We start from the raw sequence: 25,753 nt of genomic DNA, 5'->3' as shown, positions 1-25,753 counted from the left end.
CTCACAAAACAAACTTGAAGTTATATTGTATAAAAAAAATCTAAAAACTTGCATATAAAAAAGCCTACTCTTTCTTGTCTTCTTCATAATTAAATACAGGCAAGGAGAGTTTATAAAAAATTGCCAAAAGTCTTGCACTCACACCAATAACTAAGGCAATAAGTGTTACAAGCATAATATCTAAATGTACATATTCAAGGAAGACATAATAGAGAGCACCAGAAAGCAGAGCAATACCAGCATAAATTTCTTTTTGAAAGACAAGAGGGATTCGCATACATAAAATATCGCGTAAAATACCCCCAAACACTCCTGTAATCACTGCTGAACTTACAGCGATAATGAATCCATAGCCTTTGTCAAGAGCCACTTGTGCGCCTAAAATGCTAAAAACAACTAAGCCTATAGCATCAAGAGTTAAAAAGACATTTTCACTTCGCGCAACTACGCGGGGCACTCGTGTTGTGAGGAGAGCAGCTATACAAATAAGCACAACATATTGAGGATGAGCCACCCAAGTAAGCGGATAATGCTCAAGCAAAATATCTCGGATTGAACCCCCACCAATGGCAGTAACAAGTGCAATAAATATCACGCCAAAGAGATCCATTTTATGCTTACCAGCAGCAAGCGCACCTGTCATTCCTTCAGCAGTAATAGCAATGATATAGAGCGTAGTGAGGAGCATTTGTATCCTTAAAGATTTTAATATATAAAATACAAAGAGATATTTTAGCCATTATGAACTTATAGAATCTATAAAATTGAAGTTATGGAATTAGTTTTGCTTGAATATGTCTAAATACGCACATTGCGGATTCTATTTACAAAGGATAAAGAATGATGAGAGCTCTTTATACTGCCACTACGGGTATGTTAGGGCAGCAACTTCAAATTGACAATACCTCCAACAATATTGCTAATGTCAATACCACAGGCTATAAAAAGCAGAGAGCAGAATTTGCAGATTTGTTTTATCAAGTTTTGCAAGGATGATAATTTTTAATCTCATGTTTTATTTTTGTATATACAAAAGTCCATTTTCCATTTTAGTTGTATATTTTGTGATTCCATCTTTTGTATAATCTTTGATGATTTTTTGAATAATTTCTAAATCCGGTTTAATCCCATGGGCTTCTAATTGCCAAGAAATATCCAAAATCGCTTTTTGTAGTGGTTTTTGATGTGTTATTTCTTTTGTAATGTATTTGATTTCTGGAATCTTTGCATTCATTTTACTTAAACATTCACATACAAATTCAGCACCATTTGGTAAGACTACTTGATTATTATTGTGAGATTTGAAAACTTCATTTAAAATTTTAGATTCTCTTACTCGCCCCCAACCAACATAAAACATAGCTTCTTTTGCCAAAGTATAAGCCTTTTTAAAATTTTCAAAATTATTTAGTGCAGGAGTAAGGCTTGTAAATATAATATCTACATTAAGATCTTTTGGCTCAAAATCACTCCAATCATAACAAAGAATTTCTATATTATTAAATCCAAATTTTTTAGCATCATTTGCAACATTTTCAAGCATTTTAGGAGAAATATCAAGCATATAAACTTTTTTGGCTAAGGTTGCAAAAAATAGCCCATATCTACCATTTCCACAACCTAAATCTAGCACTATTTTATCCTTCCAAATCTCACCATCTTTGCTAAAATATTCAAAAATAATATTATCTTCATCTTTAAATTCTCCAAATCGTGGAAAATTTTGTGCTTTTTTATCCCATAGATTTTTAATTTCTTTTGATTTTGTAATTTCTCTCACTTTATTCCTTAATATTTTAAGCTAAGTTCCATATAGATTCTACGCCCTTCTTGATTATACCCTGGATTCCTTGATATATTTTTCTTATCAGCCTTGTTCCTGCGATAATATCTATTTCTTTCTTCAGTTCCAAAAGCATGAGTATTAAAGCCTTTTACATTATAGAATTGTTGGCAATTGTTATGCCCCAAGCGTATAGTCATCATAAATAGACTAGCCATTAATTCTGCCACTAACAATTGTATTTCCATTCCATCTACCAAGCATATTTAGCTTATTATAAAAGCCATCAACCCATGCTTTTGTATGAAGCATAAAACTATCATTTAGCTTTGTTCTACCAATATAATTTACATGCCATTTATCATAATTTGGCCAATTCCAAAAATTTGTCTGTGAAGCAGTGCTTGGAATCCCACCTTTGCTTCCTTTTGAATAATTAGCATTAAATACATATTCATCACTATCATTTGGCACTAGACCTAATTTTAGGGCGATTTTTGTATTTGAATAATATGAATTTATCCTATCTAAATCATTTTGAAATTGTGTAGGTGTAAAGCTTTTTGACATAATATAATGAGTGCGTTTGATGTTTGAGAGACTTGCACTCATATAGATTTTACCAAGATTGCTGCCTACGCTTAAATATTCTGCGTGTTGCATATTTGCAGCAGAAAGATTCTGGACTGGGTATTATGCGAAAACATGGAGGGCATAAACATTGAGCTTCTGGTTGCAAGGGTAAAAGAAAAGTATCCGGAAGCAAGGGCAAGAATCATCCACGACAACGGAAAGCAGTTCATTTCACAGGATTTCAAGTCTTTGATTTCTTTGCTTGAACTTTACGAAACGGCAGCAAGAGTCTGCCATCCGCAGAGCAACGGCAAACTGGAAAGATTTCATTCAACGCTGAAAACTGAACACGTCCGCCAGACTGCATACTTCAGCTATGAAGATGCAAAGGAAAAAATGGCACAGTGGATTGATTTTTACAACAACGAGCGCTTACACGGGGCACTTCTTTATCTGACTCCTCAAGATTATTTTGAGGTCAGAAAAGAATCAAGGCTTGCAGAACGAAGAGAAAAACTGTATACTGCAGATATCAATAGAAAAGCTTATTGGCTGCAACAGCAGCAGGCTTAAACCACCTTATAAGCTTTCCTAAAAAAGTCCAAGTTCACTTTGGGCAGGACAAAGTTGATGTGTGAATTGTACGTATGGGGCGAATCGGAGGTCAAATAATAAATTATGAAAAAGAATATTTTTAACATGCCTAAAGCTGTTACTATAAAGGGAAGATCATCTAGTATTACAAACTCATTTTATAATGGAATAGTTCCAATTATAGAACCATCCGATGAGGAAATTAGAAACGCCCTTAAAACTCTTGAACAAACAGAAGATAATGTAACATGTGTTTATTGTGGAGATCCAAAAACGGAATGGGATCATTTATATCCTTTAATAGTTAATAAGCGACATACAGGATATATAACAGAAATTGCAAACTTAGTGCCAGCTTGCGGAAAGTGTAATCAATCTAAAGGGAATTATAATTGGAAAGAATGGATTGTAAGTGATGCTGAAAAATCACCAAAAACAAGAAACATAAAAGATTTAGGCAAGAGAATTAAAATAATTGAAAAATATGATTTAACTTTTCCCAAGAAGCAAATAGATGTAGAAGCCTTAGTTGGTGAAGATATTTGGCAAAAATACCAGGAATCCTATGAAAAAATAATTTTAGAGATGCAAAAAGCTCAATCAATAATGGATAATATAAAAAGTATAATAAAAGGACAAAATAAAACATGTCCTACGGAAAAAAAATCCAGACAATCTACATCTGTTTCTGAAGATTTGCAAGGTAGTTCAGTTGATAATTTAGATGATTTGCTTAACAGGGTTGGAAAATCAATTTTTGTTATATATTTTGATTTATTTTATAAACAGTTATCAAATTTAGAAATAATTCAAGAGATTAAAAAAGAAAATACTTTTACGGAAAAAAGTTATGCATCTAGAGTCACAATAGGGAGTAAAATTCCTTTATAGCGTTTTTGTTATCTTCATCTAAAGGAATTTTTTCTTTTGCAAGAGAATCTGCATTTTCTACTACACTAAATGCCCACCTAAATCCAACTCCTTGCATCAAAGATGGTGGTCGATGAAGCCAATTTGAAGGTGAGCTAGGTGCATAAAATACTTTGCCATATTTTACTGCTTTTAAATTAGCCCAAAAGCTTTTTGGATTTTATTTTAGTTCTCTAAACATAGCTACTTCACGCACAAAAATAATATCTGGTTCATTTTGTAAAAGTTGTTCTGCATTGATATTTAGGCGTCTATTTGTATTATTATTACATTTGATGATATTTTCTCCACCAATCTTTTTTGTTAAATCATTTTCACTCCCATCATCACAAGTATTTTGCAATCCATCTACACCTTGTGCAAAATAAATTAATGGGCGATTTTGTGGAATCTTTTTTATGAATTGGAGATTATTTTCTATCCATTTTTTTAATCTAGTGCTTTTTGTTCTCTATCTAATTCTTTCCCTGATTAGAGAATCTAGCATTTTATCAAGATTATTTACTTTAAGATTTATCGTGCGGATTCCATTTTGCATTTTTTGTTCAAAATCACTAATCGCAAAAATAGCTATAATTATACGCATGTATAAGTTATCCTTAGCATTTTATTAAAAGTGTTAATTAAATGTCAAATAAATATTAAGAATATTAAATTTACTTAATTTAAGTATCACAATGTTACTAATAGTATTATAAAAGCTTTGCTTTATCTTCCAAGTCGTTTTTTTGCTTTTTTTATAGAATCTAGTAAATATTCTATATCATTAAAATTATGACTATAATGCAAGCTTACTCTTAGCCACGATGGCTTTAAATGCGGATTTTTACTAAGATTATTTATATCAATTATAGTTTCTCTCTTTAGCAAATCATGTCCATAAGGTCCTGCACAAGTGCAACCAGCTCTCACTTGAATATTATATTTATAAGATAATTCATAAGCTAAATCATAAGGTGAAATAGATTCTATATTAAAACTAATTGTAGGTATTTTTGCTGCATTATTATTTATCTCATATGTTTCTATGCCTTGCAAATCTTTTAGCTCATTTATAAAAATATTGCTTAGGATTTTTTCTCTTTTTTGTATAAAATCTAGTCCAATTTCATTTCGATATTTGCAAGCAAGCATAGCTTTTAAGAGTCCTAAAATCGGCGGAGTGCCTACATCTTCTCTAGATTCTATATCATCTATATAATAATGAGAATCTTTTGAGGCATATTTTATACTGCCTCCTCCGCTAAAAGTAGGTGGAATGTCTATATTTAGATATTTATTGCGAATACACAATATCCCACAACTTCCAATACCACCTAGAAACTTATGAGGTGACATATATGCTACATCAAATAGGTTAGAATCTATATTTCTATGAGATATCAGTGCTGCTAAATCATAGGCTATGCTAATATTATGCGATCGTAGAATCTGCGATATTTCATCATAAGGCAAGATAACACCACTTACATTTGAAGCGATATTTATTGAAGCAAGGATTTCTCTATTTTTATTTAAATCTAATACTTTTTGTAAATATTCTAAATCTATAAATCCATTTTTAAGCGGGATTCTTATGCATTCACAAATACTTTCTCTTAAGCTAATTTCATTTGAATGATGTTCATAAGGTCCAACAAGCATAAGCGGCTTATTTGAGATAAAATCTTGTATTCTATTTTTTAATTTTGGTGAAGCGTAGATTCCAAATATCTCTTGATATTTTTTCATCGCACCAGTTGCACCAAATCCACTTGGAATGATGATAAAATCTTCTTCTAATTCTAATAATTCTTTTATTTTTGCTTTGGATTCTATGTATAAATTTGAGATGATATTTGCATGTTTTGTGTTATTAGAGTGAGTATTTGCATATATAGGTAGAATGGATTCTAATCTAGTTTTTATACTCTTAGATTCTAATCCACTTGCTGTCCAATCAAAATAATAACTATCTTTTTTTAAGATAATATCATTTCTAACAAACTCCAATTTATCATCACAAACAATCAATCTATCAAAAAAATTCATCTATAAATCCAAATATTAAAGATAAATAAAAACTAATTTAGGTTAGCATTTTACCAAATACTATTTTAGGACTAGTTTTGAAACATTATATTGATTTTATAAATTCAAAAAATTTATCTAAAAATAAGCTTATAAAAAGCCTTGATTGTTCTCTTGATGAGGCAAAAATTTTGCAGTTTTTATCATATTCTTTGCTTGAAAATCAAAATAGCTTTTTGGTTTTAAATCTTTTAGAACAAGTTTTTAATACAAAAGGAATAGAATCTATTAAATATTTAAAACATATAAAATCATTGCTTCATTTAGAATATATTTCTTTAAATAGTGATATATATTCAAGTGATATTGCTTTGCTCGAGCTTTTAAATGCCAATATAAGCCTAAGTGTAAGTTTTTTGAGAATCTTAGAAAATGGTGAAAATAATTTTAATCTACCAAAAATGGTAGCTTATAAAGATGATTTGGATTATTTAAAAGATGAGTTTTTAAGAGTGAATTTGATGCAAAAATCAGCATATTTACGCAGAATCTCCAAAATAGAATCCAAAGCATATTCGCAGATTCTCTCAAATATAAATTCTATTAAAAATTGCATAAGCAAAAGACTAGAAATTACACAAAAAAAGCTAAATATTATTTCATTTTTAAGACCTTTTAATCTCAATGAAGAAGAAAAAATTATATTTTTTGCACTTTTAAAAGAAGAATATTATGCAGAAAATGAAAGAGCAAGAGAGATTAATTCGCTAATTGAGCTAATTAGTAATGATGATTATTCAAAGCTTAGTAATAAATATATTTTTGATGAAAAAAGTGCTCTTATAAAAAATGGATTGATTGATTATGATGAGGATATTTTAAGTCCTTTTGGTGGGATAATAAACAAGAGCTTTTATATTCCAGCAAATATTTTGCAGCAGCTATTACATCCGCAAAGAAAATCAAATAAAATATTAATAGATTCTGTTATGAAAAATCAGGATATTTTTGAGTTAATATTTCCAAAAGAGAATCTAAACAATATCATACTTTCAAGCAAAACCAAAGAGACACTAGATTTGCTTATAAAACAGCTAGATTCTAGTGTTGTAAATAGATTAAAACAATGGGGCATAAAAGATAATAATAAAGGCATTAATGCAAAGATTATATTTTATGGATATCCTGGCACAGGAAAAACAATAACAGCTTATGCTTTATCAAATGTATTAAAAAAGCCTTTACTTAGCCTTGATTGTTCAAAAGTATTATCAATGTATGTTGGTGAGAGTGAAAAAAATGTTCGTCGCATTTTTGATACATATAAAAATATCACAAGAGATATAAAAAAAGATGCGATTTTATTGCTTGATGAAGCAGATCAGTTTTTGAGTCAAAGAAGTATTTTAGGTAATAGTGTGGATAAAATGTATAACCAAATGCAAAATATATTTTTAGAGCAAATAGAAAAATTTGATGGGATTTTGATTGCTACAACAAACTTGCTTGATAATATCGATTTTGCATTTTCTAGGAGATTTAATTATAAAATTGAATTCCAAAAGCCAAATATATCCCAAAGAAAGGAGATATGGAATATCATGCTTCCAAAAAAGGCTAAATATTCAAAAGATTTTGATGTAGATAAATTAATCTCTTATGAACTTAGTGGCGGACAGATTAAAATAATTATTGAAAACACTGCATACAAAGTTGCAGCGATGTCTAATCCTATCTTTAGCAATCAAGATTTTATAAATGAAATTAACAGGGAGCTAAATAGTAATTTTGAAGATTTTAAATCTTTAGGATTTTTAAAATGAAAATAATTTTTTTGTAGTATTTTTTAATTTTTTATGTTATGATTTCAATTACCTAAATAATAAATTTTATTATTTAGTAAATTTTATAGATTAGAAAATTGGAGGCAAAAAATGTCACAAAAAGTAACTCAACTTTTAAAACAAATTCAAGCAGATAGTCTAGTATTTTATACTAAATTACATAATTTACATTGGCATATAGAAGGACCAATGTTTAAACCAATTCATGAGGCTACTGAAAAAATATATGATGAATTTGCAGATGTTTTTGATGATGCAGCAGAAAGAATCATTCAATTAGGTGATAAACCATATGTAACATTAGTAGATATTTTAAAAAATGCAAAAATCAAAGAAGAAAGTGCAACAGCATTTCAACCAGTTCAAGTATTAAAGATTATTCTTGATGACTTTGAATACTTTATGAAATTATTTAAAGAATTATCAGATGTAGCAGATGATGCAAAAGATAAAGTAAGTGCTGATTATGCAAATGGAATCTTAGCAGTTCTAGAAAAAGAAATCTGGATGCTTAAAACTCAATTAAAATAAGCTTATAAATTCCTTCTATTTTTAGATATTCTTAAAATTTAAGAATATCTAATCTGATCTCTCTATAATATCAATTTTATAAATATTTCTAGGATAATACATGCAAATCTTAAATACAAAAGATAGCGATTTTAATGCAAAATTTAATAATTTACTAAATCGTGGTAATATGGATATAGAAAATGTTTCATCTGTAGTCAATGGAATCTTAAATGATATTAAAGTAAATGGCAATAACGCACTCTTATCTCATATTGCAAGGTTTGATGGATGGAATCCTAAAAACTTTGAGGATATTATCATTGATAAAAGTTTATTGCAAAAAGCATATAATACTCTACCAACAGATTTAAAAAATGCCCTAAAATGTGCATTTGAACGTATTAGTGCATTTCATGCAAAACAAAAAGAAAAATCTTGGATTGATTTTGAAGAAAATGGCACAATGCTTGGCGTAAAAGTCGCTCCAATGAAACGTGCTGGATTGTATATACCTGGAGGAAAAGCTGCATATCCTAGCTCACTTCTTATGAATGCCATACCTGCAATTGTAGCTGGAGTAAAAGAGATTATAGTTTGCACACCTACACCAGAAAATAAACCAAATGATTTACTTTTAGCTGCTGCTCATATATGTGGATTGGAAGAGATTTATAAGGTTGGCGGGGCTAGTGCTATTGGATTTATGGCATATGGTAGTGAGAGTTTTAAAAAGGTAGATGTTATAACTGGACCAGGAAATATTTATGTAGCCACTGCAAAAAAACTTGTATTTGGTGATGTAAATATTGATATGATTGCAGGTCCTAGTGAAATAGGAATTATTGCAGATAAAAATGCAAATCCAAAATATATAGCCCTAGATTTATTATCACAAGCAGAGCATGATGAAATGGCTAGCTCGATTCTTATTACAGATGATTTCAATCTAGCAAAACAAGTAAATATTGAAGTTGAGAGTGAATTAAAAAAACTAAGTAGATATGAAATCACATCAAAATCTATCAATAATAGAGCGTGTATTATTATTACCCAATCCTTGCAAGATTCTATAAAACTTATGAATGAAATTGCTCCAGAACATTTAGAAATAATGTGTGAGAATCCACATGTTTTATTGCCTTTTATAGAAAATGCAGGTGCTATATTTTTAGGAGAAAATACTCCAGAGCCAATTGGTGATTATATCGCAGGACCAAATCATACACTTCCAACAGGTGGAAGTGCAAGATTTTTTTCTCCACTTAGTGTAGAACATTTTGTAAAAAAGAGTTCTATTATTAGCTTTTCAAAAGAAGCAATTTTATCTATAGGAGAATCTTGTGCTATACTAGCAGAAAATGAGGGCTTAGAAGCTCATAAAAAATCTGTTGAAATTAGATTAGGAAAAAATGATGGATTTTAATTATGATATTTTTGATGGCGATATAATAGAGCATTTAGTAAAGATATTACAAAATGCCTCACCACAGGCTATAAAAAATTCACTTGAGGGATTTTTGAATGATTATGCAATCTTGGAAATAGCAGCAGAAGAGGGTTTAAAAAAAGATAGCGAGATAAAATCTAGTTATAAAGATAGAATAAATACCATAAAGCAGGACTTGGCAATTAGGCTTATGTCAGAAATTTTAAGTCAAGAATAAAGGAAAAATGATGAATAGATTTAAAAAGTATATATACTCTATATTAAGCCTCATTAGCAATGATAAAGTAGAATCTAATATTAAAGAAACTTTAAAAAAGATTTATTTTATCTTACCATTTGGTATTTTTGCTTTTTTACTTATTCCAAGAAATATTAAAAATAGAATGAAATTAATATTTGGTTTAAATTATTATTATGATTTAAAAGGCAATGATTATGAATCTTCAAATTTAGATATGAAATTATCAAGAATAAGCCTATGGGGGGGGGTATAAGGCTAAAAATAAAATTGCATTTTATTTTAAACTAAAAGATATTTCAAAAGTTTGCTCCATTTTGAATGATGAATATAGTAAGAATCTCTATCTAAGTGCTATTTGTAATTATGTAAGTCAAAAGCAAGGTTTTTTAATATGTCTTTATTATAGTCATACTTGGAGATATTATCAAAATATTATACTTGCTAGATGTGATGATATAAAGAAAAATCCATATGATTATTGTTTATATGATTTATCCAAGATAAATTTAGCCCCTATCAAGCTGTATTACTCTTTACATGGCATTTTTTGTGATTTTTATTTAGAACAATATTCATACAAGAATCTAATCAAAGCACAAAAAGGTGATTATGTAATCGATGGTGGTGCATGTTGCGGTGATACTGCACTTTATTTTGCAAATTTAGTAGGTGAGAGTGGAAAAGTTTTTGCATTTGAATTTATTGAGGATAATATAAAATTATTTAATAAAAACCTTAAAATGAATAGCCATATTAATAATATAGTATTAGTAAAACATCCATTATATGCAGATTCTGATACTTTTGTAGATAGCATAGGTAGTGGCAGCAGTGCGACTATAAATTTTAATTCTTCTAATTCAAAAATAAAGACACTAAGTATAGATGATTTTGTAAAAAATAATAATATTTCTAAAATTGATTTTATAAAATTAGATATAGAAGGTAGTGAGTTTGATACATTACTTGGAGCAAAAGAAAGTATAAAACAATTCAAACCAAAAATTGCAATCTGCCTTTATCATAGCACAATTGACTATACTAGGATTCCATTGTTATTAAATGAGATTATGCCAAGTTATAAATTTTATTTTGATCATTTTACACTTGGAAGATATGAGAGTGTGTTATTTGCAATTCATAAAGATTAGATATAATTTGCATTTACTTGAAGCATATGGAATAGTAAATGAAAGGTATAATTTTAGCTGGTGGTAGTGGAACTAGATTGTATCCAACTACTTTAGCAATTACAAAACAACTTTTACCAATCTATGATAAGCCTATGATTTTATATCCTTTATCAGTGCTTATGCTAGCTGGGATTAGAGAGATTCTAATCATTGTAACAAGTAGAGATATTGAACGTTTTAAATATCTTTTTGGTAATGGAGAGCTACTAGGCATTCATATAGATTATAAGATTCAAAAAGAGCCAAATGGGCTTGCTGAAGCTTTTATTTTAGGTGATGAATTTATTGGGCAAGATAGTGTAAGCCTAATACTTGGTGATAATATATTTTATGGACAAGGTTTTAAAAATATATTAAATGAATGTATGGAATTAGATTCTAAAAATGGTGGAGCAATAACTTTTGCATATCCTGTAAAAGATCCAAATAGATTTGGTGTTGTTGAATTTGATGATGATTTTAATGTATTAAGTTTAGAAGAAAAGCCAGAAAATCCAAAAAGTAATTATGCACTAACAGGTCTTTATTTTTATGATAATAATGTAATTGATATCGCAAAGTCATTAAAGCCTAGCAAAAGAGGTGAGTTAGAAATCACAGATGTAAATTTAACATATTTAAAAAATGGAAAGTTAAAGACAAAAGCGCTTGGGCGAGGATTTACATGGCTTGACACAGGCACACCAGAATCTATGTGTGAGGCTAGCAACTTTGTATCTACTATAGAAAATAGGCAAAATTATAAAATTGCTTGTCTTGAGGAAATAGCATATTATAATGGTTGGATCGATGATTTCATATTGCAAAAAAGTATAGATAAACTTCATAAAAGTGAGTATGGAAAATATTTGCTAGATTTATTAAAAGGTAAAAATAATGAAAATAAATAATTTCAATTCAGATGAAAAGATTTTACAATATACAAATAAGATTGATTATTTTCTAAACTCACATAAAACTTTGATAGTTACAGAATTAGATTTGACAAATAAGTGCAATCATAATTGTCCAGGTTGCTGTGGTAACAATGAAAATAATGCAGAATTAAGCAAAGAACAAATAGAAAAAATAGCTTACAATCTAAAAGCTATGGATAATAAAGGCGTAATTCTCTCTGGGGGGGGGGAACCCACAATCAGCCCTCATTTTGAATATGCAATAAAATTATTAAAAAATTCTAATCAAAATCTAGGTCTTAATTCTCATGGTATGAATCTTGATGATGCAAAATGTGAGCTAATAGCGTCAAATTTAGAGTATTTTAGAATCTCACTTGATGCTGGAAGTGAGGAAATGTATCTTAAAATTCATGGAATGAATGCTAAATCTTTTGCAAAGACATTAGAAAATATAGAAAAATTTGCAAAAACAAAACAAAGATTAAACTCTAAAACTAGTTTTGGAGTAGGTTTTCTTACAAGTTCTACTACAGAATGCGATATGGAATCTTTTGTAAAAATCGTAAAAGATAGAGGTGCTGATTTTGCACAATTTCGCCCATTTACCGGTGATAGTTTGGATATTACACCAAAGTTAGAAGAATTAAGATCAAAATACGAAGATTCTAATTTTAAAATCGTAGCTAGTTATCAAAAATACAAAGAAATGCATAATATCAAAGATAGGGGCTACAATAAATGCCATGGAATGTTTTTTAGCACGGTGATTAGTGCAGATTTCAAGGTATGGGCTTGTTTGCATTTTAGACAAAGCAAAAGGCATTTATTAGGTGATTTAAGAGATGAGAGTTTAGAAGATATTTGGAGAGGAAGTAGGATAAGAGAAGTTTATAATTCTATAGATTGTTCTTCTTGTCCAATATTGTGTAGAAATGATAGCTTTAATAGAACATTAAATAAGCTAAATCTTAGCATTACAAATAGTGAGTTTCTATGATAAAGCAAATTATTAAAAATTACCTACTTGCTTATCCACGATTGTTTAAGTTTGCAAAATTTTTGCGATGGCTTCCTAGTGATGCTAAGTTTTTTGTAAGTGTTTGGAGCCATAGAATCTTGCATTTTAGAGAGATTATTAAGGCTGACATTGTCCTAAGTATCGGAAATCATTGTCAAGCTGCGTATTATATGGATTATTATAAATTAAGAAAATTTAGTTCGCCCATTGATTGGATGAAATATTATAGTTTAGATTGTGTGCTTGAGGCTTATAAAAATGGCTTTAAAAACTTTTTCGTCAATCATTATGAAGATGAGATAAAAGCTCTTGATAATGGTAATTGTCGCTTTGTGATAGATAAAGATACCGGTATGATAGCAAGACATCACTTTTTTAAAAACTCTAGTTTGGATTTGGATTTTCCTAAATTTTATAATAAACAAATAGAAAGATTCCAAAGGATAGATAGATTTCTAAAACAAGCCAAAAATATTGTGCTTGTATCGTGTAGGCAAGAGAACATAGAAGAGCTAAGCGATTTTTTACAAAAATTTCAAAAACAATACAATAAAAAAATCACACTATTAAATTTTCGAGAATCTAAAAATATAGATTACAAGAAGCATTTTAGAATCTCACCTAGCCTAGACATATTAGAGTATTGTTTTGATAATGTATATCCACTAAAAAAGAATGAAAAAAATGCTCCAATTTGGATTGGAAACTACAAGAAATGGGGGGGGGTATGAAGCTTGTGAGATTATCTAGGCGTATTGATTTTAAACATAATGATATTTTAAATGATAGATATTAGGAGAAAAAATGAAAGTTATTTTGCCTACAGCAGCTAAAGATTTACATATATTGCCACATGCCCTATCTAGTCTAAAATCTCATTTATATATTAATTGGGGGGGGGCAGCAGCAAAAAATAGATTCTAAAGATATAGTAATTATTGCTAATTCTAATATGAATGAGAGTGTTTTAAGGATTGATAGCAAAATAGAATTTATAGATGAAGATTTATTATTAGATGGTCTTGATATTGCGTATTTGCGTAAGTTTTTTGATGATGATGCGGGTTGGTTTTTTCAACAATTTTTGAAAATGGCTTATAGTTTTATTTGTAAAAGGGAGTTTTATTTGAGTTTTGATGCTGATTGTCTGCTAATTAGGGATTTGAAAATTGATAAAGTATTTTTAAATGCTATGCCTACAAAAATAGATATAAATCACCCATATTTTATGACTATACAAAAGTTATTAAATATAAAAATAGATATTGCTCATCAATATATGTGTGAATTTATGATTTTTAATAAAAATATAATGCAAGATTTATGCAAAGCTCTAAATGCAAATAATCCTACTTTATTTTATGAGCCAATTATTAGACTTGTAAGTAGCAATAAAGATAAATATAGTTTTAGTGAGTTTGAGACTTATGCAAATTTTGCTTTGAGTTATGATGTTTATGATATTAGATATATTCCTGTATATCGCTGTGGAGGTAGATTTTATAGTGAGATTCCAAGTATGAGCGATTCTTTATTAAAAGATTTTGCTAAGGTTTATTATTTGTTGCAATTTAATCATTGGGATAAGCCTGTTAGCTTTGCTAAGATTTTACATAATAGATTTTTAAGAAAGATTCTAGGATTTAAGAATCTAATGCGAATTTATTATTATTTTGGTTTTTATAAAAGGGATTTTAAAAATATTGATGGAAAAAATAGTGAAGATAAAAAATAAAATAAATGTTAGTAAGCCTTATTTACCAAATAAGGATAAGTATTTTAGATATATTGATAAGATTTGGAAGAATAATCATTTGACAAATTTTGGACCTCTAAGTATTGAGCTAGAGAATAGATTATGTGATTATTTAGGTGTTAAAAATTTATTATTAGTTGGAAATGGCACTTTAGCTTTGCAGATTGCATATAAAGTATTAGATATAAAAAATGAAGTTATAACCACTCCATTTTCATTTGCTGCGACTACAAGCACCCTTATTTGGGAAAATATAAAACCTAGATTCTGCGATATTGATGATAAAAGTTTTTGTATTGATACAAAAAAAATAGAAAAACTTTTCTCAAAAAATACTAGTGCAATTTTGGGCGTGCATGTATTTGGCAATACTTGTGATATAGAATCTTTACAAAATATCGCAAATAAATACAACCTAAAACTCATTTTTGATGCCGCACATGCTTTTGGTGTGAAATACAAAAATAAAAGCGTTTTTTGTTATGGTGATATTTCTACTATTTCTTTTCATGCTACAAAAATTTTTCATAGCATTGAAGGCGGTGCTTTGGTATTTCGCAATAAAGATTATTTAGATGAAGCAAAAAGTATTATTAATTTTGGATTAAAAAATACGATTCCAGAGATTTTAGGAATCAATGCTAAAAATAGTGAATTTCATGCTGCAATGGGGCTTTGTGTCTTGGATGATATTGATTTTATCATGGAGCAAAGAAAGGATATTTGGGAGTATTATTTTAATAATCTAAAAGATGATTTTGATATGCAAATATTAAATAAAGATTCTACAAATAACTATCATTATTTTCCAATTTTATTTAAGAATGAAGATTTTCTTTTAAAAGGCATAGAAGAGTTAAATAAAAATGACATTTTTCCACGACGATATTTTTATCCAAGCTTGGATACATTGCCATATATAGATACAAATACTCCTTGTGAAATATCACAAAATATTGCAAGTAGAATCTTGTGCTTGCCTCTTTATGTTGGGCTAGATAGAAAAATACAAGATTTGATAATAAAGATTCTAAAAAGGTAGATTGATGCAAGAAAAATATAAAAGAAGTGAAAATGAGATTATGCAAAATTGGAGCTCTAAAGAGCCGATTTTGACAATTATTTGCATTACATATAATCATAAAGATTTTATTACAAGAGCAATAGAGGGCTTTTTAGAACAAGAGACAAATTTTGCATTTGAGATTTTTATTCATGATGATTGCAGTGATGATGGCACAAAAGAGATAATAGAATCTTATGCAACAAAATATCCAAATATCATAAAAGCATTTTATGAAGAAGAAAATCAATATAAAAAGGGTGCAAATGGACGTTATTTTTTTGGTGAATTAAGCAAAATGGCCAGAAAATATATCGCTTTGTGTGAGGGTGATGATTATTGGAATGATTCTAAAAAACTGCAACTTCAAGTAGATTTTTTAGAAAATAATCCTAAATTTGTTATCACCTATCATTCTTGTAGTATTATTGATTGTAATGATAATATAGTAGATTTTTCTATAAATGATTGGGCAAAGTTTGATTATAGAGATGGTAAGGGTTATGATATGCAAAGACTTCATCTTTGTTTGCCTCTTAGATGTGTAGTGTATAGAAATGTTATAGATTTTTTAGAGCCAAATTTAATGCAATATGCAAAAAAGATTAAAAATGCTGATACATTTCTTTGGATTCTTCTTGGAGAATATGGTGATGTAAAATACATAAAAGAGATAAAACCGGCATTTTATAGAATCCATATTGGCGGTGTATGGTCTATGGTAGATGAAAAAGAAAAGCATAAAATGCATACTAATAGCTTTTATAATATGGCTGAATATTTTTCAATCAAAGGAGATGTAAATCTAGCTAGTTATTTTTTATCGCTTTCTATGTATTATTTATCTTGTGCAAGTAGTGTAGATAAAATGCAATATAGTGATTTTACTAGAATCCCAAAATCTATACTAGGGCATAAATCTGTCTATGGGGGGGGGTATATCCATATTCTTACTTCTTGGTGTTATTTCTCCGCGACTTTACAAGTTTTTGAAAAATATAAAAGAGCAGCTTAAGATATGGAAGGAAAAATATGTCATATAATGGTGCTAGATAAATTTATCCCTCCATATATTAATTTTATAGATAAATATTTTGATATAAATAATCATCATTTTATTATATTTGCAGATTCTAATACACTGCAATCTTATCCTATTACACAAAGTAAAAATATCACATTTATAAATCAAAAATATCATTTTAAGATATTAAAATTATTTTATATTGTTTGCAAGATCCAATCTGCTAGAAAAATTTTTATACATGGACTTTGGATACATCATATAAATATCATTTTGACATTTATGTTTTGGAATCTAAAAAAATGTTATCTTGCTATTTGGGGGGGGGGATTTATATTGTTATAAATTTGATAAAAAGACAAAAGAATATTTTAAAAAAGAAAAATACAGAAGATTTGTATTTAAGAATATAGGATATATTATACCTGTTGTTTATGGGGATTATGATTTAGCAAAAAAGTGGTATCACACAAAAGCAAAATGCTTGCAACCATTTATGTATGTGCAATTTTATGAAAAATACATCTCCCAGCCATTAAAAACACAAGGAGATATAGTAAATATACAAGTTGGTAATTCTGCGACAGATACAAATCATCATATTGATTGTTTTGATATTTTGGCTAATTTTGACAATATTAATATTTATGCACCACTTAGCTATGGTGATAAAAAATATGCAGATTCTATAAAAAAATATAGGAATAGCTAGATTTAAAAATAGATTTATTGCACTAGAATCTTTTATGCAATTTGATGAATATATAGCTTTTTTAAATAATATTGATATTGCGATATTCAAACAAAATAGACAGCAAGCAATGGGAAATATATTTGTATTGCTAGCTTTAGGTAAAAAAAGTATATTTAGATTCTACTGCTACGCATTATGATTTTTTAACTAAGCTTGGTTTTAGGATTTTTGATATTAAAAATTTTAATACAAATCCTATGTTAGAAGCAGATTCTATACATAATAGAAAATTACTTTTAGAATTATATAGCAAGGAAAAACAAATAGAAAATCAAAAAAGTTTTTATTCATAATCTTTTGCTTTACAAAAATGTATAATCTAATTTCATCTTAAAAAATAAAGGAAATAAATGAAATGTATCATTTGCAAAGCAAAGGCTACAAGCTATTTTACGACAGATTTTAGATTCCATTTTGGTGGCAAGTATAAAGAGCAGTTAGAAAAAAGTGAATATTATAAATGTTCATATTGTGGTTTTACATTTTCTAAAGATGTATATGAAATGAGCTATACTACTTGGTGTGAGCTAAATTTAAAAGCACATACACAATTTGAATCTACAGATTTAAATACAAGACTTACAAATCAACCTCCATATTTAGCACAAGCAACTATGTTAAATTTATTGTTAAAAGATGATATTATTGGGGGGGGGCAGCAGCAAAAATAGTATTTTAGATTATGCCGGTGGGATTGGCACTCTAGCTAGAATCTTACTTCAATTTTATAATATAAATATCTTAGTATATGAAAATTATATGCAAGAATTCAAAAATGATGGCATTGTAAAATATGTAAATAAACTATCAACTTATGATATTGTAATAAATTCTGCCATGTTTGAGCATATCACAAAAAGAGAGCATTTAGAACATATCAATTCTTTAGTAAAAGATGATGGTGTGCTAATTATTCATACTTTAGTTAGAGAAAATATCCCAAAAAATCCAAATTGGTTTTATATACTTCCTGTGCATTGTAGCTTTCATACAAATAAATCAATGCAGATTCTGATGAATGATTGGGGTTATTCGCATTCTCTTTATAGTCCTATATCAAAATGTTGGGTTTTATTTAAAAAAGCAAATAAAAATATTCCCAAACTAAAAGAATATACGCAATCTATAAATTCATTATTACAACAAAATTATTTATTTTATAAAGAAGGTTTTATGGATTATTGGCTTGATTAGCTTTTTAGCATCTTTTTGATGCTAAAAAATATTACCAATTATAAGCAGCGCTTAAAAATATATGGCTTCTATCATTTGCTACACTACTTTTTCCAACATATGCTGGTAAGTCATTTTTTGATAGATCATTGAAATATTCTAGTTTTGCAGCTAGAGTTATTTGTTTTGTTACATTGTATCCTAGATTTAGTGCAATGCTTTGTTCGTTGCTATTTCTTGAAGTTGTTGCTCTACCTAGTAATTCCCATGTAAAATCACCTAGTTTTTGTCCGCCATATAGCCAAAGAGTAAATGCATCTTTAGAATTTACATCACTTAATGCCCAACCATCAGTTCCAAAAGTAAATGCACTAGAAGTCCATACATCAATTTTTGCTAGATTCCCATGTCTTCCTATACCACTATTGCCATCTGGATTACCAAAAGTTTTCCATATACCTGCACCAAAATCCCAATTACTATAAGACATATCTTCTTGTATTATTAAGATTGTGCCAAGTCTTTTATCTGTTTGATTTAGGTATGTATTTGCAGTATTTTTGTGAGATAATACAAATAAAGAATAAAGACTAGTTTTTGCACTAAAATCATCACCATTATATTGATAGAATGCATTTACTCCCGGGGCAATATAGTCATTTCTATGATACCAAACTTGTGGTTTTATACCAAAATTACCAAAATTAATATCAAATGCACCAATTATAAAATATCTAGGAGCATTAAAAGTATCATTCTTGCCAATAGTGTAAAAATCATTAAACCATTGATTAAAAGCAAGTCCTCTTCTATTTACAAAATTGATTTGAAATTTCATATTATCATTTCCAGCCCATACATGAGCACCCTCGCTAGAGCCACTAAACCAATCAAGTCCATGATCTAGATATCTACCAGCTTTTATGCCTATATTTAATCCTTTTGCTTTATATTCATATCCAAGATATGCCATTGATATAAAGTAATAATTATTTCTAAGATCATTAAGGTCATTGCCTACAGAATTTCTTGCAGTTCCATTTATATATGCACGGCTTGGATATTCTCCATTAAAAGTTTTATCCCATACAGGAGCTGATGCCATTCCACCTAAGCCATAAGTAAATCCTTCTACAAAGCTACCTGATACATTTGCTTCCAATCCGATGCTAGCCCAGCTATCTGTTGGATATTTGCCTTGATCTAAATCTATTTTATTATTAAATCCAATTTTGCTAAATGCATAAGCTCCGCCATAAAAATCATAGTCAAAAGCACTGATACTGCTAGTATATAATCCTAAAACACCTATAATAATTTTTGTTTTCATTTTAAATTCCTTTTTTTATCTTTTTTGCAATATGCAATTTGCAATTATATCACTTTTTGATATGTATTTTTAATTTTATGTATAAAATTGTTATAAGTATGATGAGTGATAGTATAAAAATCATTATCCAATTTGTTATACCAAAGTATTTTAATGCGTAGTTTGCGATGTTATTTGTATATATATGTATTACATAAAAAAATACAGAATGTATTCCAAAATATTTGAAATTTAATATTTTTGGATATTTATAAAATACAAACATTAATAAAATGCAAAAGCTAATACAAAATGCAAGAGAAAAAATCCAGCTAAAATTTCTATATTTTAAAATATTTATTTCTACAAATAGGTAGCAAAATATACTTAAACCAATCCAAATAATAATTTGCAACCCCCCCCCATTACCAAATCGTGTGATATTTTTGAAGAAAAAATATCCAAATAGGCAAAATATAGATGTTATTATCCCGATATCTAGGACAAATGGGAGATTTATATTGTATTTTAATATAAAAATAATAGCCATGATATATGGTAAAAATAGCCATTTTGTATATTTTAAGATAAAAAAACAAGTGATTTTTGCAATAAGCAAACTTGGCAAAAACCACAAAATAAGTGCATAGCTATTTTGCAAATGCTCATAATCCATATAAAAAAACAATCCAATAAGAAGTTCTTTTATCTCTATTTCCCTATGTAGTGCTATATCTTTTAGGGATTCTATACTTATGCCCAAGATTCCAAAGATGATATAGATTCCCATTAGATTTTTTGTATTGCTTATTATAAAATCTATATTATTTTTGTTTGTATTGATAAAAAATCCACCAATAAAGAAAAATAAAGGCATATGCCACAAATATATAAAGTTTGAAAATGGATTTGCAATATGCCCTAAAATCACACATAAAACCCCAAATCCTTTTAGATTATCTACAAAATCAACTCTATTCATCCAATAAATATGCCTTTTTCATTTTTTCATATCTTGTTTTAAAATCAATCTTTAAGGTGTTTTTATGATATTTTAAATAGTTTTTATCCATTTCTTCTAATGCATAATTTAGTGCCTCTAAATTATTATTCTCAAAGATAATCCCGCTTTTATATGGCTTTATTAGCTCATTACTACTGCCTACATTTGAGCTTGCAATCACACTTACACCACATAGCAATGCTTCATCTACTACAAGTCCCCAAGGCTCACTAGTTGATGGAAGTATCAAAGCAATGTGATTTTGAATGATATTTGCTATATTGTCATTATTGATATAATCAAGACATGTTATATTGCTTTGTTTTGTATCTATTTTGCCGCCAATGATATTTAAATGAAATATAGAATCTCTAAAACATTCTAATAATAAATCAATATTTTTTTCTTTTGAGATTCTGCCTATGTATAAAAACTGCTTATTTTTAGGATTATAATTTTGCTTATTTATATTTGCATAAAATATATTTGGAATCCCAACACCATTTGCAATAAATATCTTTTTATTTTTATTGATTTTTAGTGCTAAATCCCTGTGCGACCCCCCCCCCAGCGACTATTATTGCATCATTGAAAAAGAAAAATATCTTTTTTAAGCCTAATTTTAGCGCGCTAAGCCCGCTCTCAATTATGCTAGATTCTAGGATTGTTGCTTTTATACTTTTTTTAAAAATCTTACAAAAGATCAGAGCTATCCAGAAATGCGGCATATCATAACCACCTACAATAATCTTTTTAAAACTTATATCTTTTAGTATGTTTAATAATTTTATACTTGTTTTTATTTTGTTTATTTTTTCAAATTCACATTCTTCTAAAAATAAATAATCAAATTTCATCACACCATTTATAAAATCATCTTTTCTTTGAATGCTTTTTAATCCAATAAATATCACCAAGATTCTATTATCTTTTGCTATTTCATTAAAAATATTTATCTTATAAAAGCTTGGTAAGTGTGTAATATAGAGTGCTTCATAGTTCATATTATTTTCCTTTGATTATTTTTAAAAGAATTGATTTTGTATAGAATTTAAATAAACTCCAAAAATACACATAATACAGCACTATTTTATTTGCGATTTTGTTTTCTACTCTATTTTGATGATATTCTTTTAGTATTTCTTTTGTTTTTCCGCTTCCAATGCCTCCTTCTTTCCATCTTGATATAAAGATATTTTTATAAAGTATTTTTAAGTTTTTTCTATCTTTATATGCCCTTAGGAGTTGTTCATAATCCATACTATAAATCTTATCAAGCCTAAAAAGTCCATATTTTTGAAAAAATCTTTTATTTGTAAAAAGTCCTTGATGTGGAATATTCATCTTCCAGAGCAAAGAATCTAGCGGATTTCTTTTGTATTTTTTGGAGAAATATAATATTTTGTTGTATTCATCATTGCTTACTCGTTTTATTCTACCTAATATTAAATCAAAGCTAGAATCTACATCTTTAAATAATTCTTCTATTGCATATTTATTATCCAATATATCGCTTGCACCTTGAAAGTTTATATACTCCCCACTAGATAGATTTATACCTTTATTGAAAGCATGAGAGATTCCATCATCTTTTTTGCTTATAAATTTATCTATATTATGTTTTAGATATTTTGGTTTATTATTTAGATATTTATTTATAACTTCTATGCTTCCATCTGTGCTTCCACCATCAATGATGATATATTCGATATTTTCATATGTTTGATTGAGGATAGATTCTATTGTAGCTGCAATATTTTCTTTATCATTATATATTGCTGTGATTATGCTAATTTTTGGCTTCATAGATTTCCTTTAGATTATCTAGATATCTTTTGTTGTTTGTTTCTTTTAAGATTTTTTCTTGCCATTTTGATAGATTATAAAAATATTTTTTATAATTATTTAGTGCTTCTTTCATCACTTCATGTAAGCAATCTTTTGAATTTGGGGTAAATTTAAGTCCGCCAAATTTATCTATAGTCTCACTTAAAGCCCCGATATCACTTGCAATTGGCACGACACTAGATAGTATAGATTCTATTATTGTAAGTCCAAAGCTCTCATACAATATTGATGGTAAAATGCTAATCTTTGCACTTTTTAGCTTCTCTCTTAGTTCTTTTGGGCTTAGATGTGGGATAAAAATATATGGCTTAGAATCTTTAAATATTTTTTTTGCTAGATTCTCGCATCGTATTTTATCATCGCCATCACCAATAATAAGCAGTTTGTAATCTTTAAAATCTTTATGTAATTTATAAAATGCTTCTATTAGTATTGCTACATTTTTTTCTTTACTAATTCTCCCAAAAAAGACTATCAAATTTTCTTTTTGCTCTATTGAGATATTTGGATTATAAAAGCTAGAATCTATCGGGTTTGTGATGACTTTTAGTTTAGTTTTATCATAATTATCATCTATGTGTTTTTGCATTTGAAAATTGCTAACAAAGATGATTTTATCAAATAGATTTTGTTCTTTTAGAAATATTCCTTGATAAAATATAGTCCTTAAAGCTTTTATAAAAGAATAGATTCTTCCTCTTCTATCGCAGTTTTTAAAAGCAATTTGTAGCTGATTTCCTTTTATGCAAGATTCGCAAACTTGATTTTTATTGTAGTTATAAAGACAGCTATTTCCACATACACCAAAGCTATGCTGTGTATAGATGAGTTTTATATTTGGATTTTGTTTTTTATATCTTTTTAGTGCAAAAAGCACACTAGGGCTAAGACGCGATAGATAATTTTGTGTATGGATTACATCTGGTTTTAGCTCATTTAAAGAGAAAAGTAGAGTAGAGTAATTTTTTATATTAAAGATATATTTTATGATTGCAGTGATTTTGTTGTAGTTTTGATAATCATCCAAGATTATGTGTTTTTTAGAATCTTTTATTTCTTTATCACAACTTGCAGTATAAGTGATAAAATCTTTACTTGTGATTTTTATCGTATTTCTAAATACACTCTCCGCCCCTCCTGTAATACTATCACTTGCTAAATGTAAAACCTTTAGAGCTTGATTTTTCCTATGCTCATTATGTAGGCTAGAATCCTCACATAAGTCTGCCACTTGCGATGATATTTTAGAGATTTTATAGCTGCATTTAGATATTGAGGTATTAAAGGAGGGCATCTATAATTCCCCCCCCCCTACAATAGCGTGAGCTACATCTTTAGGTAAATATCTTAATTCTAATTCTCTTTGGGCTTTTAATATATTTTTTGTCCTATCTTTTGTTTGTTTGAAATATTTGTTTTCTCTTATTTCTTTTATTTCACCAAATCTATCTAAATAATCTAGCACCTTATCAAAATCATTTATTTTTTTTCGTATTGATTTTTCATCTATTCTTCTTGTTATTGATGATTGATTATTGCAATATATGTATAATTTATCTTTTATGCCAATAGATTTATTTGCTAAAGCAAGTATTGCAAAGCTTTTTAGTGCGTCTTCTGCCATATTTAGACGCGGAAATTCGCCCATATGTGCTAGGAGTAAATTTATCGTTTTACTAATGTGCGAAGCTTTATAAAGCTTCGCACATATGTGCCACGGAGGTGTGGCACAATGGGCGAAAGAGGCTTTTAAAATCTCCTCATTATGCAGCTCATCTATCAATACTGGAGGTGCTACTTTTTTTATTGTTGGTGGATAGAATCTCATACCAAAAAATACAATATCTGGTAATTTATCCTCTTTTATTTGCTCTTTTGTATTATTTCCATTTAATGCTTTGTCATAGGCTTTTTTGCAAGTATTATATTCTATATAATCATCTGCATCTAAAAATAATAAATATATTCCTTTTGCATTTTCTATGCCTTTTATTCTTGAATTAAAAGTGCCTAGATTTTTTTCATTTTTGATGATTCTAATCCTGCAGTCTTTTTTTGCAAAAGATTTTGCAATAGATATGCTATTGTCATTTCCACAATCATCAATTAATAAAATCTCAATATCACTAAAACTTTGATTTATACAAGATTCAAGGCAACGAGATATGTATTTTTCTACATTATACACAGGGATGATAATTGATATTTTAGGAGGATTCAAGCTGCAATCCCCCCCCCATAGATAATGTTGATATTTTCAATCAAAACATTTTTATCTAACACTTTTCTATATAGAATCTTGCAAGTAAAATAATCTATATAATCATCAGAATCCAAATGCAATAAATACAGACCTTTGGCTTCTTTTTCACCTACAATTCTTGTGTGAAATAATCCTAGATTTTTTTCATTTTTGATGATTCTAATCCTGCAGTCTTTTTTTGCAAAAGATTTTGCAATAGATATGCTATTGTCATTTCCACAATCATCAATTAATAAAATCTCAATATCACTAAAACTTTGATTTATACAAGATTCAAGGCAACGAGATATGTATTTTTCTACATTATACACAGGGATGATAATTGATATAAAAGGGGTGGTGAGCTTTTTTGTCTTATCTTTTGTATTTGATTTGATATATTTTTCCATTCTAGTTCTTTTTAGTATTTTTAAATCAAGTTTGTCATATAAGATTTTATTTGTTGTGGATGGATCTAGAAAATTACCACTTTTATCTACCAAAATTTTATTTAAAAATCTTGATTATAGCAGAAT

General features: G+C 28.4%; 34 protein-coding genes and 1 pseudogene. 20 read left to right on the top strand and 15 right to left on the bottom strand.

All coding sequences use genetic code 11. The features are described 5' to 3' along the window. Nucleotides 1-64 precede the first annotated feature (64 nt). A complete protein-coding gene (locus CQA42_RS02095; protein WP_115583035.1) occupies nucleotides 65-688 on the bottom strand; it encodes a trimeric intracellular cation channel family protein in 624 nt (207 codons plus the stop codon). 152 nt (nucleotides 689-840) lie between these two features. Here CQA42_RS02095 and CQA42_RS02090 point away from each other — a divergent pair. Continuing rightward, nucleotides 841-990: pseudogene (locus tag CQA42_RS02090) on the top strand (flagellar basal body protein); the annotation flags it as partial. 25 nt (nucleotides 991-1,015) lie between these two features. Here the strand turns inward: CQA42_RS02090 and CQA42_RS02085 are convergent. From CQA42_RS02085 to CQA42_RS02080, 3 genes are read right to left on the bottom strand one after another with little or no spacing between them, the layout of a single operon-like run. Beyond that, nucleotides 1,016-1,780, bottom strand: coding sequence for a class I SAM-dependent methyltransferase (locus tag CQA42_RS02085; protein WP_181881455.1), 765 nt, complete (start codon nucleotides 1,778-1,780; stop codon nucleotides 1,016-1,018). A gap of 8 nt (nucleotides 1,781-1,788) precedes the next feature. Further along, entirely contained in the window at nucleotides 1,789-2,001 is a 213-nt protein-coding gene (locus tag CQA42_RS08165; protein WP_147289247.1) for a hypothetical protein, read from the bottom strand. Beyond that, the gene (locus CQA42_RS02080) at nucleotides 1,994-2,446 is read right to left on the bottom strand and encodes a hypothetical protein (protein WP_115583033.1); all 453 of its coding nucleotides are present in this window, start codon (nucleotides 2,444-2,446) and stop codon (nucleotides 1,994-1,996) included. The genes CQA42_RS08165 and CQA42_RS02080 overlap by 8 nt, the downstream gene beginning before the upstream one ends. Nucleotides 2,447-2,488: 42 nt before the next feature. Between CQA42_RS02080 and CQA42_RS02075 the strand changes: the two genes are divergently transcribed. Beyond that, complete coding sequence (locus CQA42_RS02075) at nucleotides 2,489-2,929, top strand: integrase core domain-containing protein (RefSeq protein WP_220271577.1); 441 nt, start codon at nucleotides 2,489-2,491, stop codon at nucleotides 2,927-2,929. 105 nt (nucleotides 2,930-3,034) lie between these two features. Beyond that, entirely contained in the window at nucleotides 3,035-3,841 is an 807-nt protein-coding gene (locus CQA42_RS02070) for an HNH endonuclease (protein ID WP_115583032.1), read from the top strand. A 199-nt stretch (nucleotides 3,842-4,040) separates the two neighbouring features. On the opposite strand, the gene CQA42_RS02065 is transcribed toward CQA42_RS02070, so the two are convergent. The 3 genes from CQA42_RS02065 to CQA42_RS02060 all read right to left on the bottom strand — a co-directional run bounded on the left by CQA42_RS02065 (nucleotide 4,041) and on the right by CQA42_RS02060 (nucleotide 5,911). Further along, nucleotides 4,041-4,223, bottom strand: coding sequence for a hypothetical protein (locus tag CQA42_RS02065; protein WP_115583031.1), 183 nt, complete (start codon nucleotides 4,221-4,223; stop codon nucleotides 4,041-4,043). A gap of 108 nt (nucleotides 4,224-4,331) precedes the next feature. Beyond that, nucleotides 4,332-4,466 (bottom strand): hypothetical protein, encoded by a 135-nt coding sequence (locus tag CQA42_RS08395; RefSeq protein ID WP_258865526.1) that lies wholly within the window; start codon nucleotides 4,464-4,466, stop codon nucleotides 4,332-4,334. A gap of 122 nt (nucleotides 4,467-4,588) precedes the next feature. Then, nucleotides 4,589-5,911: an aminotransferase class V-fold PLP-dependent enzyme gene (locus tag CQA42_RS02060; protein WP_115583030.1), complete on the bottom strand. Its 1,323-nt coding sequence runs from the start codon at nucleotides 5,909-5,911 to the stop codon at nucleotides 4,589-4,591. 77 nt (nucleotides 5,912-5,988) lie between these two features. Between CQA42_RS02060 and CQA42_RS02055 the strand changes: the two genes are divergently transcribed. The 17 genes from CQA42_RS02055 (at nucleotide 5,989) to CQA42_RS01980 (ending at nucleotide 18,836) form a co-directional block, all read left to right on the top strand. After that, nucleotides 5,989-7,713, top strand: a complete 1,725-nt coding sequence (locus CQA42_RS02055; RefSeq protein ID WP_115583029.1) for an ATP-binding protein — start codon at nucleotides 5,989-5,991, stop codon at nucleotides 7,711-7,713. 111 nt (nucleotides 7,714-7,824) lie between these two features. Further along, a complete protein-coding gene (locus CQA42_RS02050; protein ID WP_115583028.1) occupies nucleotides 7,825-8,265 on the top strand; it encodes a DNA starvation/stationary phase protection protein in 441 nt (146 codons plus the stop codon). 100 nt (nucleotides 8,266-8,365) lie between these two features. After that, a complete protein-coding gene (hisD, locus tag CQA42_RS02045) occupies nucleotides 8,366-9,670 on the top strand; it encodes a histidinol dehydrogenase (RefSeq protein WP_115583027.1) in 1,305 nt (434 codons plus the stop codon). Next, nucleotides 9,660-9,911, top strand: a complete 252-nt coding sequence (locus tag CQA42_RS02040; RefSeq protein WP_181881454.1) for a DUF2018 family protein — start codon at nucleotides 9,660-9,662, stop codon at nucleotides 9,909-9,911. Before hisD ends, CQA42_RS02040 begins: the two co-directional genes overlap by 11 nt. 10 nt (nucleotides 9,912-9,921) lie before the next feature. After that, the gene (locus CQA42_RS02035) at nucleotides 9,922-10,188 is read left to right on the top strand and encodes a hypothetical protein (protein WP_115583025.1); all 267 of its coding nucleotides are present in this window, start codon (nucleotides 9,922-9,924) and stop codon (nucleotides 10,186-10,188) included. Between the two features lie 61 nt (nucleotides 10,189-10,249). After that, nucleotides 10,250-11,086 carry an FkbM family methyltransferase gene (locus tag CQA42_RS02030; RefSeq protein ID WP_181881453.1) on the top strand — a complete coding sequence of 279 codons (837 nt, stop codon included), beginning with the start codon at nucleotides 10,250-10,252 and terminating at the stop codon, nucleotides 11,084-11,086. 38 nt (nucleotides 11,087-11,124) lie between these two features. Continuing rightward, nucleotides 11,125-12,018: a glucose-1-phosphate thymidylyltransferase RfbA gene (gene rfbA, locus CQA42_RS02025; protein WP_115583023.1), complete on the top strand. Its 894-nt coding sequence runs from the start codon at nucleotides 11,125-11,127 to the stop codon at nucleotides 12,016-12,018. After that, nucleotides 12,005-13,024, top strand: coding sequence for a radical SAM protein (locus CQA42_RS02020; RefSeq protein ID WP_115583022.1), 1,020 nt, complete (start codon nucleotides 12,005-12,007; stop codon nucleotides 13,022-13,024). Before rfbA ends, CQA42_RS02020 begins: the two co-directional genes overlap by 14 nt. Continuing rightward, nucleotides 13,021-13,776 carry a DUF1796 family putative cysteine peptidase gene (locus CQA42_RS02015; protein ID WP_115583021.1) on the top strand — a complete coding sequence of 252 codons (756 nt, stop codon included), beginning with the start codon at nucleotides 13,021-13,023 and terminating at the stop codon, nucleotides 13,774-13,776. The genes CQA42_RS02020 and CQA42_RS02015 overlap by 4 nt, the downstream gene beginning before the upstream one ends. 221 nt (nucleotides 13,777-13,997) lie before the next feature. Further along, the gene (locus CQA42_RS02010) at nucleotides 13,998-14,780 is read left to right on the top strand and encodes a DUF6492 family protein (protein WP_115583020.1); all 783 of its coding nucleotides are present in this window, start codon (nucleotides 13,998-14,000) and stop codon (nucleotides 14,778-14,780) included. Continuing rightward, complete coding sequence (locus tag CQA42_RS02005) at nucleotides 14,764-15,843, top strand: DegT/DnrJ/EryC1/StrS aminotransferase family protein (RefSeq protein WP_258865525.1); 1,080 nt, start codon at nucleotides 14,764-14,766, stop codon at nucleotides 15,841-15,843. Before CQA42_RS02010 ends, CQA42_RS02005 begins: the two co-directional genes overlap by 17 nt. Nucleotides 15,844-15,847: 4 nt before the next feature. Next, complete coding sequence (locus CQA42_RS02000) at nucleotides 15,848-16,879, top strand: glycosyltransferase (RefSeq protein WP_115583019.1); 1,032 nt, start codon at nucleotides 15,848-15,850, stop codon at nucleotides 16,877-16,879. 3 nt (nucleotides 16,880-16,882) lie between these two features. Then, entirely contained in the window at nucleotides 16,883-17,233 is a 351-nt protein-coding gene (locus CQA42_RS01995; RefSeq protein ID WP_147289246.1) for a hypothetical protein, read from the top strand. After that, complete coding sequence (locus CQA42_RS01990) at nucleotides 17,199-17,600, top strand: hypothetical protein (RefSeq protein ID WP_115583017.1); 402 nt, start codon at nucleotides 17,199-17,201, stop codon at nucleotides 17,598-17,600. The genes CQA42_RS01995 and CQA42_RS01990 overlap by 35 nt, the downstream gene beginning before the upstream one ends. Before the next feature lie 34 nt (nucleotides 17,601-17,634). Further along, the gene (locus tag CQA42_RS08230) at nucleotides 17,635-17,781 is read left to right on the top strand and encodes a hypothetical protein (RefSeq protein ID WP_181881452.1); all 147 of its coding nucleotides are present in this window, start codon (nucleotides 17,635-17,637) and stop codon (nucleotides 17,779-17,781) included. A 211-nt stretch (nucleotides 17,782-17,992) separates the two neighbouring features. Then, a complete protein-coding gene (locus CQA42_RS01985; protein ID WP_115583016.1) occupies nucleotides 17,993-18,313 on the top strand; it encodes a hypothetical protein in 321 nt (106 codons plus the stop codon). Then, entirely contained in the window at nucleotides 18,288-18,836 is a 549-nt protein-coding gene (locus CQA42_RS01980; RefSeq protein WP_181881451.1) for a class I SAM-dependent methyltransferase, read from the top strand. The genes CQA42_RS01985 and CQA42_RS01980 overlap by 26 nt, the downstream gene beginning before the upstream one ends. A gap of 31 nt (nucleotides 18,837-18,867) precedes the next feature. On the opposite strand, the gene CQA42_RS01975 is transcribed toward CQA42_RS01980, so the two are convergent. From CQA42_RS01975 to CQA42_RS01940, 8 genes are read right to left on the bottom strand one after another with little or no spacing between them, the layout of a single operon-like run. Then, entirely contained in the window at nucleotides 18,868-20,145 is a 1,278-nt protein-coding gene (locus CQA42_RS01975) for an outer membrane family protein (protein ID WP_115583014.1), read from the bottom strand. Nucleotides 20,146-20,194: 49 nt separating this feature from the next. Beyond that, nucleotides 20,195-21,106: an acyltransferase family protein gene (locus CQA42_RS01970; protein WP_115583013.1), complete on the bottom strand. Its 912-nt coding sequence runs from the start codon at nucleotides 21,104-21,106 to the stop codon at nucleotides 20,195-20,197. Next, nucleotides 21,099-21,596, bottom strand: coding sequence for a glycosyltransferase (locus CQA42_RS01965; protein WP_258865540.1), 498 nt, complete (start codon nucleotides 21,594-21,596; stop codon nucleotides 21,099-21,101). Before CQA42_RS01965 ends, CQA42_RS01970 begins: the two co-directional genes overlap by 8 nt. A 58-nt stretch (nucleotides 21,597-21,654) precedes the next feature. Then, a complete protein-coding gene (locus CQA42_RS01960; RefSeq protein ID WP_115583011.1) occupies nucleotides 21,655-22,131 on the bottom strand; it encodes a hypothetical protein in 477 nt (158 codons plus the stop codon). 1 nt (nucleotide 22,132) lies between these two features. Next, entirely contained in the window at nucleotides 22,133-22,933 is an 801-nt protein-coding gene (locus CQA42_RS01955; protein ID WP_115583010.1) for a glycosyltransferase family 2 protein, read from the bottom strand. After that, nucleotides 22,917-24,269: a glycosyltransferase family 4 protein gene (locus tag CQA42_RS01950; RefSeq protein WP_115583009.1), complete on the bottom strand. Its 1,353-nt coding sequence runs from the start codon at nucleotides 24,267-24,269 to the stop codon at nucleotides 22,917-22,919. Before CQA42_RS01950 ends, CQA42_RS01955 begins: the two co-directional genes overlap by 17 nt. Next, nucleotides 24,270-25,196, bottom strand: coding sequence for a glycosyltransferase family 2 protein (locus CQA42_RS01945; RefSeq protein WP_115583008.1), 927 nt, complete (start codon nucleotides 25,194-25,196; stop codon nucleotides 24,270-24,272). It lies immediately after the preceding gene. Then, nucleotides 25,193-25,720 carry a glycosyltransferase family A protein gene (locus tag CQA42_RS01940; RefSeq protein ID WP_309544414.1) on the bottom strand — a complete coding sequence of 176 codons (528 nt, stop codon included), beginning with the start codon at nucleotides 25,718-25,720 and terminating at the stop codon, nucleotides 25,193-25,195. Before CQA42_RS01940 ends, CQA42_RS01945 begins: the two co-directional genes overlap by 4 nt. Nucleotides 25,721-25,753 lie beyond the last annotated feature (33 nt).

This window comes from Helicobacter sp. MIT 99-5507 (assembly GCF_003364295.1).
Classification (GTDB): Bacteria; Campylobacterota; Campylobacteria; order Campylobacterales; family Helicobacteraceae; genus NHYM01.
Note: the sequence above shows the minus strand (reverse complement) of the source record. Positions and strands in the feature narration are given on the sequence as shown.

Coding starts and splice junctions, on each gene's coding strand:
- rfbA (WP_115583023.1), top strand. CDS start 11,125: ATGAAAGGTATAATTTTAGCTGGTGGTAGTGGAACTAGATTGTATCCA.
- CQA42_RS01975 (WP_115583014.1), bottom strand. CDS start 20,145: ATGAAAACAAAAATTATTATAGGTGTTTTAGGATTATATACTAGCAGT.
- CQA42_RS02050 (WP_115583028.1), top strand. CDS start 7,825: ATGTCACAAAAAGTAACTCAACTTTTAAAACAAATTCAAGCAGATAGT.
- CQA42_RS02060 (WP_115583030.1), bottom strand. CDS start 5,911: ATGAATTTTTTTGATAGATTGATTGTTTGTGATGATAAATTGGAGTTT.
- CQA42_RS08395 (WP_258865526.1), bottom strand. CDS start 4,466: ATGCGTATAATTATAGCTATTTTTGCGATTAGTGATTTTGAACAAAAA.
- CQA42_RS02020 (WP_115583022.1), top strand. CDS start 12,005: ATGAAAATAAATAATTTCAATTCAGATGAAAAGATTTTACAATATACA.
- hisD (WP_115583027.1), top strand. CDS start 8,366: ATGCAAATCTTAAATACAAAAGATAGCGATTTTAATGCAAAATTTAAT.
- CQA42_RS02095 (WP_115583035.1), bottom strand. CDS start 688: ATGCTCCTCACTACGCTCTATATCATTGCTATTACTGCTGAAGGAATG.
- CQA42_RS02075 (WP_220271577.1), top strand. CDS start 2,489: ATGGAGGGCATAAACATTGAGCTTCTGGTTGCAAGGGTAAAAGAAAAG.
- CQA42_RS01970 (WP_115583013.1), bottom strand. CDS start 21,106: ATGAATAGAGTTGATTTTGTAGATAATCTAAAAGGATTTGGGGTTTTA.
- CQA42_RS02015 (WP_115583021.1), top strand. CDS start 13,021: ATGATAAAGCAAATTATTAAAAATTACCTACTTGCTTATCCACGATTG.
- CQA42_RS01955 (WP_115583010.1), bottom strand. CDS start 22,933: ATGAAGCCAAAAATTAGCATAATCACAGCAATATATAATGATAAAGAA.
- CQA42_RS02080 (WP_115583033.1), bottom strand. CDS start 2,446: ATGCAACACGCAGAATATTTAAGCGTAGGCAGCAATCTTGGTAAAATC.
- CQA42_RS02070 (WP_115583032.1), top strand. CDS start 3,035: ATGAAAAAGAATATTTTTAACATGCCTAAAGCTGTTACTATAAAGGGA.
- CQA42_RS02035 (WP_115583025.1), top strand. CDS start 9,922: ATGAATAGATTTAAAAAGTATATATACTCTATATTAAGCCTCATTAGC.
- CQA42_RS02000 (WP_115583019.1), top strand. CDS start 15,848: ATGCAAGAAAAATATAAAAGAAGTGAAAATGAGATTATGCAAAATTGG.
- CQA42_RS02010 (WP_115583020.1), top strand. CDS start 13,998: ATGAATGAGAGTGTTTTAAGGATTGATAGCAAAATAGAATTTATAGAT.
- CQA42_RS08230 (WP_181881452.1), top strand. CDS start 17,635: ATGCAATTTGATGAATATATAGCTTTTTTAAATAATATTGATATTGCG.
- CQA42_RS01950 (WP_115583009.1), bottom strand. CDS start 24,269: ATGCCCTCCTTTAATACCTCAATATCTAAATGCAGCTATAAAATCTCT.
- CQA42_RS01985 (WP_115583016.1), top strand. CDS start 17,993: ATGAAATGTATCATTTGCAAAGCAAAGGCTACAAGCTATTTTACGACA.
- CQA42_RS01960 (WP_115583011.1), bottom strand. CDS start 22,131: ATGAACTATGAAGCACTCTATATTACACACTTACCAAGCTTTTATAAG.
- CQA42_RS01995 (WP_147289246.1), top strand. CDS start 16,883: ATGGAAGGAAAAATATGTCATATAATGGTGCTAGATAAATTTATCCCT.
- CQA42_RS08165 (WP_147289247.1), bottom strand. CDS start 2,001: ATGGCTAGTCTATTTATGATGACTATACGCTTGGGGCATAACAATTGC.
- CQA42_RS02040 (WP_181881454.1), top strand. CDS start 9,660: ATGGATTTTAATTATGATATTTTTGATGGCGATATAATAGAGCATTTA.